This is a genomic window from Mesorhizobium sp. IMUNJ 23232, assembly GCF_044326205.1.
Classification (GTDB): Bacteria; Pseudomonadota; Alphaproteobacteria; order Rhizobiales; family Rhizobiaceae; genus Kumtagia.
Window position 1 is genome coordinate 73,036 of the sequence record NZ_JBIRCY010000006.1, and the last position, 19,008, is coordinate 92,043.

The following is a 19,008-nucleotide window of genomic DNA, read 5'->3' on the forward strand; positions in this document are numbered from 1 at the left end:
CCACGGCGAATGCCGCAGCCGCAATCAACGCATAACCGCTTCAGATGGCAAAAGTTGCATTGCAACACCAGCCGATCCTCAAATTCAGCCGCGACACAATGTTTTTCGAAACTCGACCGTTCCGGCAGTCTGCCGAAACCAGCCGAACTCGTCCGGTCGGCGATGCAAAGCGGCGAGATTTTGGCTTTTTCGTGATAAAAATAAGCGCGTCCCAAATATCGCGGACGCGTGGTCAGACGCGCCGGATTTCGACCGTGTAGACCAGGGCGAACGGATCGGGCCGGAGCCTTGCTTCGGTCCGGCCATTCGACCAGATCGCAGTGTCGTGGTGGGCGAGATCGGTCTGTCCATCACCCGTGTCCACTTGCAATCGCCCTTCGGCGCAAAAGATGGCCGCGTCATGGCCGCCGGCCGCGATTTCCACGGGTTCCACCAGATGCAGACGGCGGACGGCATGCGCGACGCGGCCCCGCCGCGACATGACGTTGAGGTCGAGAACGGGGCCGGCAACCAGTTCCGCCGAAGCGGAAACGTCAGCCGCAAAGAAATGAGGATCTGACGATTTGGTCAGTTCGATCGGTACGTTCGCTCCGACCCGCAACCGAATCCCCTCGCCTTCCAGGATCGACAAAGTCCGATCGATGCCCGGAAACGTCGAGAACGGCCCGTCCGTTTCGACGTTAGCCATCGACAGCCGCCAGTCGAAATCGTTGAGGCCGCCGCCCGGCGGCGACACCGCTATTTCCGCCGTCGTGCCGCCGCCGTTCTTCCAGCGCATGACGCGATGGTCGGCGGCGCGGATGACGGTGAGCCCACTCACCCGAGGATGCCGGGCAGGTTCAACTGGTGTTCGCGAGCACAGTCAAGCGCGATGTCGTAGCCCGCATCGGCATGGCGCATGACGCCGGTCGCCGGGTCGTTCCACAACACCCGCTCCAGTCTGCGCGCCGCGTCCTCAGTGCCGTCGGCGACGATGACCATGCCGGCATGCTGCGAAAAGCCCATGCCGACGCCACCGCCATGATGCAGCGACACCCAGGTTGCGCCCGAGGCCGTGTTGAGCAGCGCGTTGAGTAGCGGCCAGTCGGACACCGCGTCTGACCCATCCTTCATCGATTCGGTCTCGCGGTTGGGCGAGGCGACCGAACCGGAATCCAGATGGTCGCGGCCGATGACTACCGGCGCCTTCAACTCGCCTTTGGCCACCATCTCGTTGAAGGCAAGCCCCAGGCGGTGGCGGTCGCCTAGCCCGACCCAGCAGATGCGCGCCGGCAGCCCCTGGAACGAGATGCGCTTGCGCGCCATGTCCAGCCAGTTGTGCAGATGTGTGTTGCCGGGCGTAAGCTCCTTCACCCTGGCGTCGGTGCGGTAGATATCCTCAGGATCTCCCGACAGAGCCGCCCAGCGGAACGGGCCGATGCCGCGGCAGAACAGCGGACGGATATAGGCCGGAACGAAGCCCGGGAACGCAAAGGCGTTCTCGAATCCTTCGTCCTTCGCCACCTGTCGAATGTTGTTGCCGTAATCGAGCGTCGGCACGCCGGCGTTCCAGAAGCCGACCATCGCCTCGACATGCTCGCGCATCGACGCGCGGGCAGCGCGCTCCACAGCCTTGGGATCGCTGACGCGCTTCTCGCGCCATTCGGCCAGCGACCAGCCTTTCGGCAGATAGCCGTTCAGCGGATCATGCGCCGACGTCTGGTCGGTCAGCATGTCCGGCCGCACGCCGCGGCGCAGCAGTTCCGGCACGATGTCGGCGGCGTTGCCGAGCAGGCCAACGGACTTCGCCTCGCCGGCCTTGGTCCAGCGGTCGATCATCGACAGCGCCTCGTCCAGCGTGTCGGCACGCTCGTCGACGTATCGCGTGCGCAGACGGAAATCGATCGAGTCGGGATTGCATTCGATGGCGAGGCAGGAGGCGCCGGCCATGACGGCGGCCAGCGGTTGCGCTCCGCCCATGCCGCCGAGACCGGCGGTCAGTATCCACTTACCCTTGAGATTGCCGCCATAGTGCTGGCGGCCGGCCTCGACGAAGGTTTCGTAGGTGCCTTGCACGATACCTTGCGTGCCGATGTAGATCCATGAACCGGCCGTCATCTGGCCGTACATCATCAGGCCCTTCCTATCGAGCTCGTTGAAATGCGCCCAGTCGGCCCAGTGCGGCACAAGATTGGAGTTGGCGATCAGCACGCGCGGCGCGTCGGCATGGGTGCGGAAGACACCGACCGGCTTTCCCGACTGCACCAGCAGCGTCTGGTCGTTCTCCAGCGTCTTCAGCGAATCCACGATGCGGTCAAAGTCGTTCCAGGTGCGCGCCGCGCGGCCGATGCCGCCATAGACCACCAGTTCGTTCGGGTTCTCGGCGACGTCCGGATCGAGATTGTTCATCAGCATCCGGAGCGGCGCTTCGGTCGTCCAATATTTCGCGTTGAGCTTCTCGCCACGCGGCGCGCGGACTTCGCGGATGTTGTGGCGCGGGTTGGTCATGATGCGCTCCTTCGATGGCGGGCGATGTTCAGGCGGCGAGCCGCCGGGCAATGGTTTCGAGTTCGGTCAGGATTGCCTTGAGATGGACGCGCAGCCGCTCCGCCTTCGCCTCGTCATAGGCGAACGGCAGAGACTCGCCAGCAAGGTGCGTCGACTGCGTCAGTTCCATCTGGATGGCGTGGACGCCCTTCGCGGGCTGCCCATAGTGGCGCGTCGTCCAGCCGCCCTTGAAGCGGCCATTGACGATATGCGTGTAACCTTCTGCTTTCGCGCAGGTTTCGCGCACCGCCGCCTCGATCTCCGGAGCGCAGGTTGACCCATTGTTGGTGCCGATGTTGAAGTTCGGCAGCTTCCCGTCGAACAGGAACGGGCATACGGAACGGATGGAATGGCAATCGTAGAGGATGGCGACGCCGTGCTCCGCCTTCACGCGCTCGATCTCGGCGGCGAGAGCGGCGTGATAGGGCTGATGAAAGGCCTCTAGCCGCGCGGCGACATCCGCCTCGGTCGGCACCTCCCGCCAGATCGGCTGGTCATCGAAGTCGGTGAGCGGCACGAGGCCAGTGGTGTTCTGGCCCGGATAGAGGCTTTGCCCCGACGGGTCGCGGTTGGCGTCGATGACGTAGCGGTGGAACGTGGCGCGCACCATCGTCGCGCCGGGCAGCAGTCCGTCATAGAGCCGGTCGACATGCCAGTCCGTATCGCGGAACTTTTGGCCTTCGTCGTTCAAGCGCGCCCATATGTCGTCGGGCACATGCGTGCCGACATGCGGAAAACCGAGGATGACCGGCGACGAGCCACGTGTGACTTCGACAGGAATCATGCTCCCAACCCCGGCAGTATCCCCGCGCTCACGCTTGCATCGAGCCTGCCCGACAGCACCAACTCCGCTCCCGCGGCCAGATCGTCCGCCATGAAGCGGTCTACCTCCAGATCGGGCACGGCCGCTCGGATCGCGGCATGCGCCTTGAGCAACTCGGTTCCGGTCCTCAACGGCGCGCGGAAATCCACGCCCTGCGCGGCGGTGATCGCCTCGATGCCGATGATGCCGGCGAGATTCTCCGTCATCTGCAGCAGGCGTCGCGCACCGTGGCAGGCCATGGAAACGTGGTCTTCCTGGTTGGCGGAGGTCGGCGTCGAATCCACCGAAGCCGGATGCGACATCTGCTTGTTTTCGCTCATCAAAGCCGCAGACGTCACCTCGGCGATCATCAATCCGGAGTTCAGCCCCGGCTTCTTCGCCAGGAAGGCCGGCAGACCAAAGGATAGCGCCGGATCGACCAGGAGCGCGATGCGGCGCTGGGCGATCGCGCCGATCTCGCAGACCGCGATGGCGATCTGGTCGGCGGCGAAAGCCACCGGCTCGGCATGGAAATTGCCGCCCGATACCACCGACCCATCGCCGAGCACCAGCGGGTTGTCGGTGACGGCGTTGGCCTCGGTCTCCAGCGTCCGCGCGGTCATACGCAACAGGTCGAGACAGGCGCCGTCGACCTGCGGCTGGCAGCGGATGCAGTATGGGTCCTGCACGCGCTCGTCGCCTTCGAGATGGCTATCGCGGATTTCGGACCCCTTCAGGAGCGCCCGCAAGGCAGCGGCCGTATCGATCTGGCCGCGGTGCCCGCGCAGTTCGTGGATTTCGGCATGGAACGGCGCGGATGAACCCATCGCCGCATCGGTCGACAGTGCCCCGGTGATAAGTGCAGCCCGCGCCGCGCGATGCGCGCGGAACAGGCCGGTCAGCGCCAGTGCCGTCGAAACCTGGGTGCCATTGATCAGCGCCAACCCCTCCTTGGCCGCCAGCACGACCGGCTTCAGCCCGGCCCTTTGCAGCGCGGCCTCGGCCGGCATGCGCGTGCCCTCGTAAAAAACGTCGCCGACGCCGATCATCGCCGCCGTCATATGGGCCAGCGGGGCAAGGTCGCCCGAAGCGCCGACCGAGCCTTTTTCCGGGATGACCGGCACAATATTTTTCGCCAGCATCGCCTCGATCAGCGCGATCGTTTCGGGCCGCACCCCAGATGCGCCGCGCCCGAGCGAATTCAGCTTCAGCGCCATGATGAGCCGCACTATCTCCGGCGCCAGCGGTTCGCCGACGCCGCAGCAATGCGACAGGATCAGATTGCGCTGCAGCGTCTCGACGTCGTTTGCCGGGATGCGCACGCTGGCGAGCTTTCCGAAGCCGGTGTTGATGCCGTAGACAGGATCGCCTTTGGCGACGATGCCGGCGATCACCGCCGCGCCCGCGGCGATGCGCTCCCGGCCGGCCGGGTCGAGCGACGGCACGGCGCCGTCGAGGACGGCCTGCCAATCCTGCAGCCGAACCGAGCCGGATTTCAGGACAATCTGGTTCATTCGCCTCTCCAGACGCGCGCGTGAAGCGGGTTGAAACCCATGCGGTAGACCAGTTCGGCCGGGCGCTCGATGTCCCAGATCGCCAGGTCCGCCGATTTGCCGAGTTCCAGCGTGCCGGTTTCGCTGGACAGGCCAAGTGCGGTGGCCGCGTTGCGGGTGACGCCGATCAGGCATTCTTCTACCGTTATGCCGAACAGCGTCGCCGCCATGTTCATGGTCAAAAGCAGCGAGGTCAGCGGCGAGGTGCCGGGATTGCAGTCCGTCGCCACCGCCATAACCACGCCGGCGTCGCGAAAAAGCTGAATCGGCGGTTTCTTGGTCTCGCGGATGAAATAATAAGCGCCGGGCAGGATCACCGCGACCGTGCCGGCTTTGGCCATGGCGACCGCGCCATCCTGGTCGGTGTATTCAAGATGATCGGCCGACAATGCGCCGTATCGTGCGGCAAGCGCGGCGCCGCCGAGATTGGAAAGCTGGTCGGCATGCAATTTGACCGGGATGCCCAGCGCCTTCGTCTTATCGAAAACGCGCGAAATCTGGTCCGTCGAGAAGGCGATGCCCTCGCAAAAACCGTCGACGGCGTCGGCAAGATGTTCTGCCGCGATGGCCGGCAGGATTTCGTCGGCGACCTTGGCGATGAACGCGTCCTTGTCGCCGGCGGCTTCCGGAGGCAAAGCGTGCGCACCGAGGAAACTGGTCTTGACCGACACCAGCCGTTCGCGGCCGAGCTGGCGCGCGGCGCGCAGCGATTTCGCCTCGTTCGCGAGATCGAGCCCATAGCCGGACTTGACCTCGACCGTCGTCACGCCTTCCGCGATCAGCGCGTCGAGGCGCGGCAAGGTCTGGCGGACAAGTTCGTCCTCGCTCGCGGCGCGTAGCGCACGCACCGACGACACGACGCCCCCCCCCACCCGCGCCACTTCCTCATAGGTGGCGCCGGCCAGCCGCATCTCGAATTCGTTGGCGCGGTTTCCCGCATGGACCAGATGGGTGTGGCAGTCGATCAGGCCGGGCGTGATCCAGCGGCCCTCGCAGTCGATCGTCTCCGCATTGGCGGCCACATTCGCCGGCAGCTCGGCTTCCGCTCCGGCGAAAACGATCTTTCCGTCAACCGCCGCGATGGCGCCATGCTCGATGACGCCCAGCCCGGGAAGCGCCGGCGACATGGTGGCCAACCGGGCATTGCGCCAGATGCGCGTATTCACCGTCGCTTGCCTTTTGCTGACGCCCATCGTCTTTTTCCATTTCAAGTCGGCCCGAATATGTATATACATAATGAGGATGGATGCAAGCGGATTGGCGAGGGGAAATGTTCGCATTCAGCAAATCTTGTCGCAAGGAGCCAGAAACGATGCCGCTCGACGTTACTCTGCCGACGGCATCCGGGAGCGCTATGCAATGACCAGTCTGTTCGCCTCACAAGCCCTCCTCCCGTCCGGTTGGGCGACCGACGTCCGTATCGTCTTCGACGGCGGGGCCATCACCGGTGTGGAAGCCGAGAGCAAGCCTGCGCCCACCGACGAGCGCGTCGCCATTCTCATCCCGGCAATGCCAAACCTGCACAGCCATGCCTTCCAGCGCGGCATGGCGGGGCTGGCGGAGACGCGCGGTCCCGGCGACGACAGTTTTTGGTCATGGCGCGAGGTCATGTACCGCTTTGCGCTCACCATGACACCGGATCAGGTCGAGGCGGTCGCCGCGCAGCTTTACATGGAGATGCTGGAGGCCGGTTTCGGCCGCGTCGGCGAGTTCCACTATCTGCACCACGACCGCGACGGCCAGCCCTATGCAAACGTCGCCGAAATGGCGGAGCACATCGCGGCGGCGGCGGCCGAGACGGGCATCGGCCTGACGCTGCTGCCGGTCTTCTACGCGCATTCGGGATTCGGCGGATTGTCGCCGAACGAGGGCCAGAGGCGATTCATCAACGATATCGATTCCTTCAGGCGATTGCTTGAAGCGAGCCGGCAAATCGTCTCGGGCATGGACGACGCTGTGGTAGGAGTCGCCCCACACAGCCTGCGCGCCGTGACGCCCGAAGAACTTGCGACGGTCGCCGAGCTAGGAAAAGACGGCCCGATCCACATCCATGTGGCCGAGCAGACGCGCGAGGTCGAGGACTGCATCGCCTGGTCGGGCGCGCGGCCCGTCGAATGGCTGCTCGCCAATGCGCCGGTCGATGAAAACTGGTGCCTGATCCACGCCACCCACATAACCGAGGCAGAGACCGGGGCCATGGCGAAATCCGGCGCGGTGGCCGGCCTGTGCCCGATCACCGAGGCCAATCTCGGCGACGGCACCTTTTCGGCACGCCCATTCCTCGCGCAGGGGGGCCGGTTCGGCATCGGCTCGGATTCGAACGTGCTGATCGGTGTCACCGACGAGTTGCGGCAGCTCGAATATTCGCAGCGGCTCGCCCACCGCCAGCGCAACGTGCTCGCCGCGCCGGGTGGTTCGAACGGCCGGGCGCTGCTCGATGCCGCGCTTGCCGGCGGCAACCAGGCGCTCGGCGGACGGCCTTCCGGCATCGCCGTCGGCAATGCTGCCAGCCTCGTCTCCCTCGACGCCTCGCATCCGTCGCTTGCGGGAAAATCCGGCGACTCCATCCTCGACGCCTGGATCTTCGCCGCCGGCGCGCATGTCGATTGCGTCTGGGCCGGCGGCCGCAAATTGGTATCCGAGGGCCGGCATTTGCACCATGAGGCAATTGCCGAACGCTTCAGGAAGACGATGATTGTACTCTCGGTACAATGAGGAGATTCGCGGTGCTGGAGATTGCCGATCGGCCGCATGCGGAAGACACGCCGTCGCTGCACCAGCGCATCCTGTCCGATATTTCCGATCGTATTCTGTCGGGCGAATGGGCGCCGGGACATCGCATTCCCTACGAATATGAGCTGTCCGCCACGTATGGCTGTTCGCGCATGACCGTCAACAAGGCGCTGACGCAACTCGCCAAGGCAGGCCTGATCGAGCGGCGCCGGCGTTCCGGCAGTTTTGTCCGCCGGCCAAAGTCGCAAGCGGCGATCCTCGAGATCCACGACATCAAGACCGAGGTGCAGGCGCTCGGCCTGCCCTATCACTATCAACTGGTCTCCCGGTGCATAAGACGCGGTACATCCGACGATATCGAGCGGCTTGGGCTGACCAAGCCATCCGAAATCATCGAGCTGATATCATTGCATTTCGCGGGCCTGCGTCCGTTCTGCCATGAGAATCGGGTGATCAGCCTGAAAACCGTGCCGGATGCCGGGCACGAGACCTTTGCCAACATTGCTCCCGGACCGTGGCTGGTCGCCCGCATCCCGTGGAGCGTCGCCGAGCACCGTATCCGCGCCACCGGCGTGGAGGCTGGCCTCGCGCCGATGCTGGACATAGATGCCGGAACGCCGTCACTGGTGGTCGAGCGCCAGACCTGGAGCGCCGACCAACCGGTGACGCATGTACGCTTCACCTATGCCGGCGACAGTCACACGCTGGTCGCCCGCTTCACGCCGTCACATGGGTAGCGGTGGGGACAGTCTGCTTCTTTCGGCCGAAAAGCTGCGGCAGTTCAGAAGTCACGCTGGCCGAAAAAAATAAACTGTCCCCAGCACTTATCTCAAATCGCCGCCGTGATGATGATCTCGACCTTGTAATCGGGAGCGGCAAGTTTCGCCTCGCCGGTGGCGCGGGCCGGCGTGTTGCCTTGCGGCACCCAGGCGTCCCAGACGGCATTCATCTCCTGGAAGGTCGACATGTCGGCCAGCCAGATGATCGCCTGCAGGATTTTCGTCTTGTCCGATCCGGCCTGCGCCAGCAGCCCGTCGATGGTGGCGAGGATCGCCTTGGTCTGCGAGGTCACGCTTTCACCCGGGGCGCCGACCTGGCCGGCGAGATAGACGGTGTTGCCATGAATGACGATGTCGCTCATGCGCGGACCGACACCAAGTCTCTTTACGCTCATAGTCATTCCTTCCTCGAAATTGCCGGCTATTCCGGACGTGAAACGCGAAACCTGTTCAGCGAAAGCGCCGGCACGATCTGTTCCATCTCGGCCGGCAGTGTCGAGCGCCTTATCAACGCTCCCGCCAGCCGTGACAAGCCGGGCGATGTCTGGATTCCATAGCCGCCCTGCCCCGCCAGCCAGAAGAAACCGTCCGCCGTCCGGTCGAACCCAGCAACCGGCGTGCGGTCCGGCGCAAAGGTTCTGAGCCCCGCCCAACTGCGCTCGACATGGGTCACCGGGATCGTCACCGCCTGCTCGAAGCGGTAGAGACCTTCCGCCAGCACCATGTCGTCGGGAAAGGCGTCATGCGGCTCGACCGGATCCTGGTCCGACGGCGAAACAAACAGGCGTCCGCCGTCGGGTTTTGCGTACCAGCGCTCGGCTGCGTCGTTGAGAAGCGGCCAGCGGCGGCTGTCATACCCTTCCGGCGCCGGCAGCACGGCCATCGACCGGCGCATGGGCTGCAGGCCGATCGGTTCCAGACCGAAGGAGCGCGCGACTTGATCTGCCCAAGCGCCCGCGGCATTGACGACAATCGGCGCGGCGATTCGGTGGTCGCGCGTCTCGACAATCCAGCGTCCGTCCGACCGTTCACCCGAAAGCACCGGATTGCTGGTGACCAGTTTCGCCCCGCCGGCTTTCGCCGCCTTCAGCCAGCCCTGGTGCAGAGCGGCGACGTCGATGTCCTGCGCGTCCTCCTCGTAGGAGGCGGCCACGATATTTTCTTCCCGCAGGATCGGCACCATCGCCACCGCCTCGGCGGCCGTCAGTTCGCGCAACCCTTCCGCTTCGACGACCAGTTTGGCGTGTTCGCCGGCTGCCTCGGCGTCGGCGACATTCAGCACACCGCGCTGAGAAAGCAGCGGATGGGGAAAAAGCTCGCGGTCGGCACCGTTGAACAGCGGCGCGCTGGCGCGGGTCAGCGCGCGGATGACCGCATTGCCGTAGTTCTGGATGAACAGGGCGGCGGAGCGCCCGGTCGAATGATAGCCCGGCCGGTCTTCCTGCTCGACGATGACCACCCGGAAATCGCGCGCCAGGTCGGCCGCCACGCCAGTGCCCGCGATGCCTGCGCCGATAACGACGATATCGGCCTCGATGAAGTCAGCCATCGCCTGCTCCCACTTTTGCGGACACACCGCGCCTTGGCCCCGCAATCGACCTAGCGAGGGGCTGCCGACGATGCAAGCATCCGACCCCTCTGGACCGATCGATAAACCGGCTGATTGGCCGCGCCGGACGATGGTTGCGGAGCGGCGCGCGCGGTGGCATGACAGCCGCAGAAAAATTCACGGAGTTTCGACCATGGACATCCGCCAAGTTACCGACGACTACGCCGTTTCCGCGCAGATCGCCGCCGACGACATCAAAACCATCAAGGAAGCCGGCTACCGCAGCATCATCTGCAACCGGCCCGACGACGAGCAGCCCGGCCAGCCAAGTGCTGCCGACATCGCCGTGGCCGCCGAGGCCGCCAACCTCATCTTCCGCCACATTCCCTTCGTCAGTGGCCAGATGACTGAGGACGACGTGCAGAAGATGGTCGAGGCGCTGGACGAGATTCCCGGTCCGGTCTTCGCCTATTGCCGCTCCGGCGCCCGCTCGACCAACATCTATATGGCGGCAAAGCAGACGAAGGCGTAGGCACACGCTGAGTCTCGCCTGCTTCGACAGATTCCGCAAAAACTGTTCCAGCCGCGACGTTTGTGACGTTAAGTCAGATCCCGTCGCGAAGGTCGCTCCGGCGTTGGTTCACTCGGGATAAGTCTCAACGCCTTCCGGCGCCGGCCTGTTGAAAAGGATGAATGCCAGCGGGTTGCCAGGCTCGGACATTACGTCGCTGCGCTGGCCCGTCACCTCTCCGGCCACGCCACTGGTATATTCCGCGACCACTTCGCCAAAACTGTTGCGCTGGATGGCCACCTTCTGTCCGGCCTCGACCTTGTCGTTGAGCTTGACCAGATGCTCGACGATCCCGCCCTCGGTTGCCAGGATAGGGAACGCACTGTTGCCGACGAAGACGGTCACGTCCTTGCCCGTGCGGCCCATCGGCCCGGCGACGATGCCGTGATGCTTGAGCACGTTCATCGTGCCTTCCACGAACAGCGCGATCATCTCGAAGTCCAGGTGGCGGGCCGCCCCGATCTCCGGGCAAAAGGACGGGATACCCGCGGCGTTAAACGCGTTGTGGAGGACACTGGGATATGTAGGGTTGTCGAAAATCTGGCCGACGGGATAGAGCTCCGCCATCGCCTTGATCTCGGGCACGTTCATCTCGGCAATATTGAATGCGGCGACCTCGAAGCCGGTCGTTCCGGTATGGAAGTCGATCGCGAAGTCGGCGTTCGGCCGCAGCAGCCGGTTGAACAGCAACCCGGCGTGCCGGCTGGCTGCGGTGACGTCGTTCTCGTTGCCGGGCCACACCCGGTTCATGTCGACCAGGTCGATGCCCCTGCCCTGGTTGGGCCATCTGCGCTGCATGCTTTCAAGGGCCGGGCGTGCAATGTCCGTGACTGCCATGACCGTGCCCGACATATCAGCCGGATCGAGCTGGTTCATCACGGTCTGGACCGTATGGATGGAACTCATCTCGTCGCCATGCACGCCACTGGTCAGCACGACGCGTTTGCCCGGCTTTGCCCCCTTGACGACTGTCACGGACACATACCAGTAGTGCCCCGTGGGCATCTGCACACCCTGAAAATACAAAAGATGCTTCTGCCCGGGTTCCAGGTCGTTGACGTCGAGCGTGGTGACGACCTTTTTTCCATCGATCACATCGCCGGTGTAGACGGTTCCTGAAGGCGCATCGGCCGAGGGTTTTGCCGCCTCCTGGGCATTCGCGGCGCCGGCACTGACCGCCAGGGCAGCCGACGCGCCGACCGCAGCAATCGATGCGAGCATGAAGTCGCGGCGACCGAGGCCTTCTTGAGGTCTGTCCGACATGACGGGAATCCTTTGCGATGTGAAAAGCTGCGGTCGAACAACGACGCGCAGACCGACTATAAAAATCCCCACCCGACTTGCAACTGCCAGTGGGCTCATGGCCTAGCAAGATTCTGCCAGCAATGTCGGCGATACGAGGACCTTTGCGGCAAAGTCCGGAAATGGCGTTGGTTGCTCGTCTCGGTCAACCATTCCCACCTTGGGACGGGTTCACAAAGGCAGCGCGCCGGTTTCCTTCAGCGTTTCCAGCACGATCGCGGTCTTCACATGCTGCACGGAATCGTGCGGCAACAGTTCCTCGTTGACGAAACGCGACAGCGCCTTGAGGTCGGGCGTCACCACCTTCAGGTAGTAATCCATCTCCCCCGTCAGCGCATGCGCCTCCTGCACCTCCGGCAGGCGCGAGATCAGGTCGGCGAAGCGGCGGGCATTGTCGCGATTGTGGGTGGCGAGCGTCACCGAGACCACGCTGACCAGCGAAAAGCCCAGCCGCTCACGATCCAGCGTCGCGCGATAGCCGGCGATGAAACCCTCTTCCTCCAGCCGCTGCCGACGCCGCGAACATTGCGACGGCGACAGGTTCACGCGTTCCGACAGATCGTTGTTGGTCAGCCGCGCGTCCGCCTGCAGAAGCGCCAGTATCTTGCGGTCAAAGCGGTCTATGCGTTCGTCTTGCATGGTTCGGCGTCACTTCGTGCATGATCCATGCACCATGGCACCACCGAACGCCTCCGAATGCAAGCACAATGCGGATCGAAAGGCTTATGATCGGCGTTGATCATTTCAGGCAGACCGGAGGCCAGCATGGGTCCCTTCCCGCACGACGCACCGCCCGCGAAAATCAGCAAGGCCAACCCGGCCGGCACCGACGGTTTCGAATTCGTCGAATTCGCGCACCCCGAGCCGGAAAAGCTCGCGACGCTGTTTGAGCGCATGGGTTATGTCCCCGTCGCCCGGCACCGCACCAAGAACATCACGGTCTGGCGGCAGGGCGACATCAACTACGTGCTGAACGCCCAGCGCGGTTCGCACGCGATGAATTTCGTCGAGCAGCACGGCCCTTGCGCGCCCTCCATGGCGTGGCGCGTCGTCGACGCGCAGCATGCCTTCGAGCACGCTGTGTCCAAGGGTGCGACGCCCTACTACGGCCACGACAAGGCGCTGGACGTGCCGGCCATCGTCGGCATCGGCGGCTCGCTGCTCTATTTCGTCGATCACTATGGCGAGAAGGGTTCCGCCTACGACCAGGAGTTCGAGTGGCTTGGCGAGCGCGATCCGAAACCGGAAGGCGTCGGCTTCTATTATCTCGACCACCTCACCCATAACGTCTATCGCGGCCAGATGGACAAGTGGTGGGCGTTCTACCGCGAGTTGTTCGACTTCAAGCAGATCCACTATTTCGACATTGACGGGCGCATCACCGGCCTGGTCAGCCGCGCTATCACCAGCCCGTGCGGAAAAATCCGCATCCCGCTGAACGAGTCGAAGGACGACACCAGCCAGATCGAGGAATTTTTGAAGAAATACAAGGGCGAAGGCATCCAGCACATCGCCGTCGGCACCGATGGTATTTACGAGGCAACCGACCGGCTGGCCGGCAATGGCCTGAAATTCATGCCTGGCCCGCCGGACACCTACTACAAGCGCTCCTTCGCCCGCGTCTCTGGCCATGACGAGCCGATCGAACGCATGAAGAAGCACGGCATCCTGATCGACGGCGAAGGCGTGGTCGACGGCGGCATGACCAAAATCCTGCTGCAGATCTTTTCCAAGACCGTCATCGGCCCGATCTTCTTCGAGTTCATCCAGCGCAAGGGCGACGAAGGTTTTGGCGAGGGCAATTTCCGCGCCCTGTTCGAATCGATCGAGGAGGACCAGATTCGGCGCGGCGTGTTGCACGCGAACAAGGCTGCCTAACGGCGCCTTTGCCTCGCAATCAGGGCTGGCAGAAATGCCGGCCCTTTTTTGTCCGAGGACATTTGGCCTACGAACAGTGTCGGCCAGAGGCTAATTCGCCTCGGCCGCGTTCCCAAGTCCAAGCCGCGTCACCTCGTCCCTTCTGAACCTCAAATCGTAGTCGAGAAAATATTCATCGAGTTGCGGCGGCTTCACCGACGTGCCCGACAGCATCGCGTGCACCTGGCCGCGATGGTGGATTTCGTGGATGAACAGATGCGCCAGCAGGTCGCCGATGCGTTCCGGGATCATGCCCGCCTTGCCGCGATCCGTCGGGACGCGGCGGTCGAGGTCGGCCGGCATAAGCCTTTCGCAAAAAGCTAGAAGCCGACGATCGAAGTTAGCCTGGCTCTCCGCAAGCGCCTTCGCGTCGCCACTGTCGACATAGACATCGAAGATCGCACGACCGACGCCGCCCTCTTCCATCATGTCGAGATAAAAAAGATCGACGGAGAGGATGTGGTTCAGCGTCTCCTTGAGTGACGGAAAGAAGCTGGTGCGCGGTGCCTCCAGCTCGCCCGGCTGCAAAGCCTGCACGGCCCGATAAAGCCGATCGTTCGACCAGAGATTGTTCTCGGCCATGCGGCGGAAGTGGGTAAGCGGGTCCATGCTCATGCCTCCGGCAGCCGGGAGAAATATATGCCCGCCCCAAGCAGCGCGAAGCCGAGCAGATTGACCAGCAGCAGCAGGTTCATGCGCCGCCGCATGCCTTGAGTCTCGGCGTCGCGCGCCACGCCCGAATTCGTAACGGTGAGGAAGATCATGGCGTTGCGCGGAAATCCGGAGGTGTTGGTCAAAGCCGGCGACCGCGCCTCGATGCGATAGGACAGTCGGATCGCCTGGATGAACACGGCCACCATGACGAGCCCCCAAATGCCTGCCATCCATCCGAACGCGTTCATGTCGCCTCCTGTCTACTGCCAGCTTTTCATATCCGTCCGGATTTGTTCGATAAAAACCGACCGTTCTTCATCGGGAAGCTGGTCGTGGCGGACGTGCAGTGGTCCCCAACACGTATAGATCAGAAATCGAAACGCGCCGGCGGCGTTTGGCAACAAATTCATCCCTTTCAACGGCGGCTCGCTGGTGAGGCCGACAAGCACCTCCGCTCCCACTACAATACCCGCGTCTTCATCGATACTTTGTTGCTCTGATTCAGGAAGGCTATCGTCTGTGCGTTTCGTACACATTGATACGTTAACTGAGCCAGAATAACTGCCGAAAAATACCTCGCGCACCTCATAAGTCACGTTGAGACAAACGCTACCCGCAGTCGCTTCCCGTTCAACGGACGAGACCAGCGCACGCACGACCAGTGCATTCTTTGCGGTGTCGTAGTTGGCTTCATCTCCAGATTGGCACGCCAGCACATTTGTTTCGGCAGCCAGAAGAATCGCAATTGTCGACAGCAGGCGTCTAACGAGTGCTTTTCCAGACATCTCCACCGCTCCACCCTTTCGCTCCACTCTCGATGGGAAATCAGCGGAATTGTGTCGAAATCTCCAAGATCGCTTATCGACCCGTCGGCCGGACGGTCTGCTCGATCGCGCCGAAGATCGAGTGGCCGGCCTTGTCCTTCATCTCGATGCGCACCGTGTCGCCGAAATGCATGAACGGCGTCGCGGCGGCGCCGGTCTCGATCGTCTCGACCATGCGCTGCTCGGCGATGCAGGAATAGCCGGCGCCGCCTTCCGAAACCGGCTTGCCGGGACCGCCGGCGAGCTTGTTGGAGATCGTGCCGGAGCCGATGATGGCGCCAGCGGCGAGCGGCCTTGTCCTCGCCGCATGGGCGATGATGCGCGAGAAATCGAAGGTCATATCGACGCCGGCATTGGCCCGGCCGAACGGCTTTCCGTTGAGCTCGACCAGCAGCGGCAGATGCAGCCGGCCGCCGTCCCAGGCCTCGCCCAGCTCGTCCGGCGTGACCGCGACTGGCGAGAAGGCGGAGGACGGTTTCGACTGGAAGAAGCCAAAACCCTTCTCCAGCTCGGCCGGGATCAGCCCGCGCAGGCTGACGTCGTTGACCAGCATGACCAGGCGGATCGCGGCACCCGCTTGTTCGACCGAAGCGCCCATCGGCACATCGTCGACGATGACGGCGACCTCGCCCTCGAAATCGATGCCCCAGGCTTCGTCAGCCATGGCGATGGCATCGCGCGGCCCGAGGAAGGAATCCGAGCCGCCCTGATAGATCAGTGGATCAGTCCAGAAGCTTTCGGGCATGGCCGCGCCGCGCGCTTTTCGCACCAGTTCGACATGGTTCACATAGGCCGAGCCATCGGCCCACTGATAGGCGCGTGGAAGCGGCGAATGGACGTCATGCTCGTGGAAACGCGAGGCCGGAACGGCACCCGTCTCCAGCGATTCCGCCATTGCCATGAGATGCGGCGACAGACGCAGCCAATCGTCGAGTGCTGCCTGCAGCGTCGGCACGAGAAAGGACGCGTCGGTGTAACGGGTCAGGTCGCGCGAGACGACCACGAGTTGCCCGTCGCGGGATCCGTCCTTCAGGCTGGCAAGCTTCATCCCGTCTCCTCCTCGATCCGCATTCTAGAGGACCCTGAAGCCAATCCTCGTGACGGGTCAAGGTGCATGGCCGGTTCGCGACTGTCAGCGCACCGGAAATCCATGCGCTCATCACACGAACCTATCAAAGTCTGGAATTTTGGTCAGTTCTGCGGAAGCAGCCGCGGATACTGGACGCGCGGCGGCAGGCGATGGTGTACCAACGCCAGTGCGACAAGGCTGACACAGCTGATCAGGATCGTCACAAAGAGCGAGGCGCTGCTCGCGGGAGAGGCCAGCGCGACAAGCGGAATGGCGCCCGCCGGCGGATGGGTGACGCGCAGGACCAGCATGCCGGCGATTGCCGCGCCGACCGCAACCGCCGCCACCCACAGCAGGCCCGGGAATGCCAGTGCGACAGCGACGCCGATGATCGTGGCGAGCAGATAGCCGCCAAAAATGTTGATCGGCTGCGCCAGCGGGCTGGCTGGCTGCCCGAACAGCAGCACCACCGTCGCGCCCAGCGGCGCGATCAGCAGGGGCAGGCCGGTCAGAGACGACAGCGCGCCGACGCCGGCAATGCCGATCACGGCGCCAATGCCGGACTTCAGATGCGAAAGCGCCCGGCCGTTCGGCTCATGGCGGACGATAAATGGCACGATGTGACGGCGCATGCGGGAACCCGACTGTCAAGGCTGGGCTCGATAGCAATTTGCCTACGCAACAGGCAACGAACAAAGTTCGAATTTTGGGCAGGAGATGAAAAATTAATCGCACTCCGAACCCCTTCCGATTTCTTGCGGCGTGCGCCGGAAAAATGTAGAATTGACCGGTTAAAATGACCAGTCGAAACGGGTTCGCCTATGAAAGTCGTGCAAGCCGCGGAAGCGAAGGCAAAGTTTTCGGCTCTTCTCAGTGACGTCGAGCGTGGCGAGATCGTCAGCATAACCCGTCACGGCAAGACGATTGCGCGCCTGGTACCGCCGGAAGCGGACGAGCAGGAGCGCCGCGAGCGCGCGGTCGACCGGCTGAAGGCCTGGCGCAAGACGCTACCGCCCACCGGAATGACCGTCGATGACATCCTGTCGGCGCGAGACGAGGGTCGCAAACCCTGATGCCTGTCGTCATCGACAGTTCAGTGGCCGCCTGTTGGCTGATGCCTGACGAATTTTCCGAAGTTGCCAATAGCGCTTTGGAAATCGTATCCGCGGAAGGAATGCTGGTGCCACCCTTGTTCTGGTACGAGCTTCGCAACGTGCTTCTCGTCAGTGAGCGGCGTAGCCGGATTGCCCCGGCTCAGATCGAGCAGGGCCTGATACGGATTGGCGATATCCCATGCGTGATCGACGCGAATGTCGTGGAGCAGGTGCTATTCAGTCTTGCACGGACGTTCAGCTTGACTGTCTATGATGCGGCCTATCTTGAAATAGCCGTGCGAACGCCGTCTACCCTGGCGACGCTTGATCGCCGACTGGCTTCGGCCGCGAAATCAGCGGGCGTACAAGTGTTGAGCGCCTGAGCGCGGGTGGCAGTTCACCAATCCATCACCACTTTTCCGGAATTGCCTGATTTCATCGCCTCGAACCCCGAAATATAGTCGTCGACGCCGATGCGATGGGTGATCAGACCGGTTACGTCCAGCGGTCCCTGCACCAGGGCGATCATCTTGTACCAGGTCTCGAACATTTCGCGGCCATAGATGCCCTTCAGATGCAGCATCTTGAAGATCACCTTGTTCCAGTCAATCTCGAAACCGGTCGGCGCAATGCCCAGAATGGCGATCTTGCCGCCATTGTTCATGGTGTCGATCATGTCGCGGAAGGCGGGCGCCGCCCCTGACATTTCCAGCCCGACGTCAAAACCCTCGGTCATGCCGATGCCGCCCATCACGTCGCGCAGCTTTTCCTTCGAAGCGTCGACCACATGCTGCACGCCGAGTTTTTTGGCCAGCGCCAGCCGCGTCGGGTTGATGTCGGTGATCACCACCTTTCGCGCGCCGACGCACTGAGCAACCAGCGCGCCCATGATGCCGATCGGCCCGGCGCCGGTGACCAGCACGTCCTCGCCGACCAGATCGAAGGACAGCGCGGTGTGAACGGCATTGCCGAGCGGATCGAAGATCGCCGCAACCTCGTCGGGAATATCGTCGGGGATCGGTACGACATTGTGCTGCGGGATCGCCAAAAATTCGCCGAAGGCGCCGGGCCGATTGACGCCGACACCCAGCGTGTTGCGGCAGAGATGCCCCCTGCCCGCGCGGCAGTTGCGGCAATGGCCGCAGACGATGTGCCCCTCGCCCGACACGCGCTGGCCGATTTTGTATTCGGTCACCGCCGCGCCGAAATCCGCCACCGTGCCGACGAATTCGTGGCCGGTCACCATCGGCACCGGCACGGTTTTCTGGGCCCACTGGTCCCAGTTGTAGATGTGAACGTCGGTGCCGCAGATCGCCGTCTTGCGAACCTTGATCAGCACGTCGTTGGGGCCGATCTCGGGGACCGGCACCTGTTCCATCCAGATACCGGGTTCGGATTTGGCTTTGACGAGGGCGCGCATCATGTTGGACATAGGATTACTCCGAGCCGGTCAAATGAGTTCATCATCCTGCGGCCTGCCGTCAGGATCGGCTAGTGCCTCGAATTCTATCGGCGCCTGGCGATGGGTAAACCGCGCGCGGGCACATTCTGAATGCGAAAAGAGGTACTGGGAGCCGCCTTCAACCCAAAGATTCATCAGCCGGAACTCTATCGCATTCCGGTCGGAACTTTCGA

At 63.2% G+C, this 19,008-nt stretch carries 21 protein-coding genes; 6 read left to right on the plus strand and 15 right to left on the minus strand.

All coding sequences use genetic code 11. The annotated features are described in order from the left end of the window. Window positions 1-232: 232 nt before the first annotated feature. Genes ACH196_RS06175 through hutI form a run of 5 tightly spaced genes read right to left on the minus strand, consistent with a single transcriptional unit; the run spans window position 233 to window position 6,074 of the window. The gene (locus tag ACH196_RS06175; protein WP_396645821.1) at window positions 233-820 is read right to left on the minus strand and encodes a HutD family protein; all 588 of its coding nucleotides are present in this window, start codon (window positions 818-820) and stop codon (window positions 233-235) included. Next, entirely contained in the window at window positions 817-2,487 is a 1,671-nt protein-coding gene (gene hutU, locus ACH196_RS06180; protein WP_396645823.1) for a urocanate hydratase, read from the minus strand. Before hutU ends, ACH196_RS06175 begins: the two co-directional genes overlap by 4 nt. 28 nt (window positions 2,488-2,515) lie before the next feature. Then, window positions 2,516-3,310 (minus strand): N-formylglutamate deformylase, encoded by a 795-nt coding sequence (gene hutG, locus ACH196_RS06185; RefSeq protein WP_396645825.1) that lies wholly within the window; start codon window positions 3,308-3,310, stop codon window positions 2,516-2,518. Next, window positions 3,307-4,842: a histidine ammonia-lyase gene (gene hutH / locus ACH196_RS06190; RefSeq protein ID WP_396645826.1), complete on the minus strand. Its 1,536-nt coding sequence runs from the start codon at window positions 4,840-4,842 to the stop codon at window positions 3,307-3,309. The genes hutG and hutH overlap by 4 nt, the downstream gene beginning before the upstream one ends. Beyond that, entirely contained in the window at window positions 4,839-6,074 is a 1,236-nt protein-coding gene (gene hutI / locus ACH196_RS06195) for an imidazolonepropionase (RefSeq protein WP_396645827.1), read from the minus strand. The genes hutH and hutI overlap by 4 nt, the downstream gene beginning before the upstream one ends. 166 nt (window positions 6,075-6,240) lie before the next feature. Between hutI and ACH196_RS06200 the strand changes: the two genes are divergently transcribed. Further along, window positions 6,241-7,596, plus strand: a complete 1,356-nt coding sequence (locus ACH196_RS06200) for a formimidoylglutamate deiminase (RefSeq protein ID WP_396645828.1) — start codon at window positions 6,241-6,243, stop codon at window positions 7,594-7,596. A gap of 14 nt (window positions 7,597-7,610) precedes the next feature. Beyond that, complete coding sequence (gene hutC, locus ACH196_RS06205; RefSeq protein ID WP_396645998.1) at window positions 7,611-8,351, plus strand: histidine utilization repressor; 741 nt, start codon at window positions 7,611-7,613, stop codon at window positions 8,349-8,351. A gap of 92 nt (window positions 8,352-8,443) precedes the next feature. Here hutC and ACH196_RS06210 read toward each other — a convergent pair whose 3' ends face one another. Both ACH196_RS06210 and ACH196_RS06215 read right to left on the minus strand, forming a co-directional pair. Then, entirely contained in the window at window positions 8,444-8,788 is a 345-nt protein-coding gene (locus tag ACH196_RS06210; protein ID WP_396645830.1) for a RidA family protein, read from the minus strand. A gap of 26 nt (window positions 8,789-8,814) precedes the next feature. Further along, on the minus strand, window positions 8,815-9,942 hold the full coding sequence (locus ACH196_RS06215; RefSeq protein WP_396645831.1) for an NAD(P)/FAD-dependent oxidoreductase: 1,128 nt from the start codon (window positions 9,940-9,942) through the stop codon (window positions 8,815-8,817). 193 nt (window positions 9,943-10,135) lie between these two features. On the opposite strand from ACH196_RS06215, the gene ACH196_RS06220 reads away from it, so the two are divergent. Further along, window positions 10,136-10,474 (plus strand): TIGR01244 family sulfur transferase, encoded by a 339-nt coding sequence (locus ACH196_RS06220; RefSeq protein WP_396645832.1) that lies wholly within the window; start codon window positions 10,136-10,138, stop codon window positions 10,472-10,474. Between the two features lie 108 nt (window positions 10,475-10,582). On the opposite strand, the gene ACH196_RS06225 is transcribed toward ACH196_RS06220, so the two are convergent. Beyond that, on the minus strand, window positions 10,583-11,776 hold the full coding sequence (locus ACH196_RS06225) for a succinylglutamate desuccinylase/aspartoacylase family protein (protein WP_396645999.1): 1,194 nt from the start codon (window positions 11,774-11,776) through the stop codon (window positions 10,583-10,585). 210 nt (window positions 11,777-11,986) lie between these two features. Then, window positions 11,987-12,454, minus strand: coding sequence for an Lrp/AsnC family transcriptional regulator (locus ACH196_RS06230; RefSeq protein WP_396645834.1), 468 nt, complete (start codon window positions 12,452-12,454; stop codon window positions 11,987-11,989). 126 nt (window positions 12,455-12,580) lie between these two features. Here ACH196_RS06230 and hppD point away from each other — a divergent pair, with 126 nt between their 5' ends. Next, window positions 12,581-13,693 (plus strand): 4-hydroxyphenylpyruvate dioxygenase, encoded by a 1,113-nt coding sequence (gene hppD / locus ACH196_RS06235; RefSeq protein WP_396645835.1) that lies wholly within the window; start codon window positions 12,581-12,583, stop codon window positions 13,691-13,693. Between the two features lie 90 nt (window positions 13,694-13,783). Here hppD and ACH196_RS06240 read toward each other — a convergent pair whose 3' ends face one another. From ACH196_RS06240 to ACH196_RS06260, 5 genes are all read right to left on the minus strand, one after another. Then, window positions 13,784-14,341, minus strand: a complete 558-nt coding sequence (locus ACH196_RS06240) for a DinB family protein (RefSeq protein WP_396645836.1) — start codon at window positions 14,339-14,341, stop codon at window positions 13,784-13,786. A gap of 2 nt (window positions 14,342-14,343) precedes the next feature. After that, entirely contained in the window at window positions 14,344-14,634 is a 291-nt protein-coding gene (locus tag ACH196_RS06245; protein ID WP_396645838.1) for a hypothetical protein, read from the minus strand. 12 nt (window positions 14,635-14,646) lie between these two features. Beyond that, entirely contained in the window at window positions 14,647-15,171 is a 525-nt protein-coding gene (locus ACH196_RS06250; RefSeq protein WP_396645839.1) for a hypothetical protein, read from the minus strand. 73 nt (window positions 15,172-15,244) lie between these two features. Continuing rightward, window positions 15,245-16,258 carry a fumarylacetoacetate hydrolase family protein gene (locus tag ACH196_RS06255; protein ID WP_396645841.1) on the minus strand — a complete coding sequence of 338 codons (1,014 nt, stop codon included), beginning with the start codon at window positions 16,256-16,258 and terminating at the stop codon, window positions 15,245-15,247. A gap of 143 nt (window positions 16,259-16,401) precedes the next feature. After that, complete coding sequence (locus tag ACH196_RS06260) at window positions 16,402-16,911, minus strand: HPP family protein (RefSeq protein ID WP_396645843.1); 510 nt, start codon at window positions 16,909-16,911, stop codon at window positions 16,402-16,404. Window positions 16,912-17,100: 189 nt separating this feature from the next. Here ACH196_RS06260 and ACH196_RS06265 point away from each other — a divergent pair, with 189 nt between their 5' ends. Both ACH196_RS06265 and ACH196_RS06270 read left to right on the plus strand, forming a co-directional pair. Next, window positions 17,101-17,352 carry a type II toxin-antitoxin system prevent-host-death family antitoxin gene (locus ACH196_RS06265; protein ID WP_396645845.1) on the plus strand — a complete coding sequence of 84 codons (252 nt, stop codon included), beginning with the start codon at window positions 17,101-17,103 and terminating at the stop codon, window positions 17,350-17,352. Continuing rightward, window positions 17,352-17,756: a type II toxin-antitoxin system VapC family toxin gene (locus ACH196_RS06270; protein ID WP_396645847.1), complete on the plus strand. Its 405-nt coding sequence runs from the start codon at window positions 17,352-17,354 to the stop codon at window positions 17,754-17,756. The genes ACH196_RS06265 and ACH196_RS06270 overlap by 1 nt, the downstream gene beginning before the upstream one ends. Before the next feature lie 14 nt (window positions 17,757-17,770). On the opposite strand, the gene tdh is transcribed toward ACH196_RS06270, so the two are convergent. Continuing rightward, entirely contained in the window at window positions 17,771-18,805 is a 1,035-nt protein-coding gene (gene tdh / locus ACH196_RS06275) for an L-threonine 3-dehydrogenase (protein ID WP_396645849.1), read from the minus strand. Window positions 18,806-19,008 lie beyond the last annotated feature (203 nt).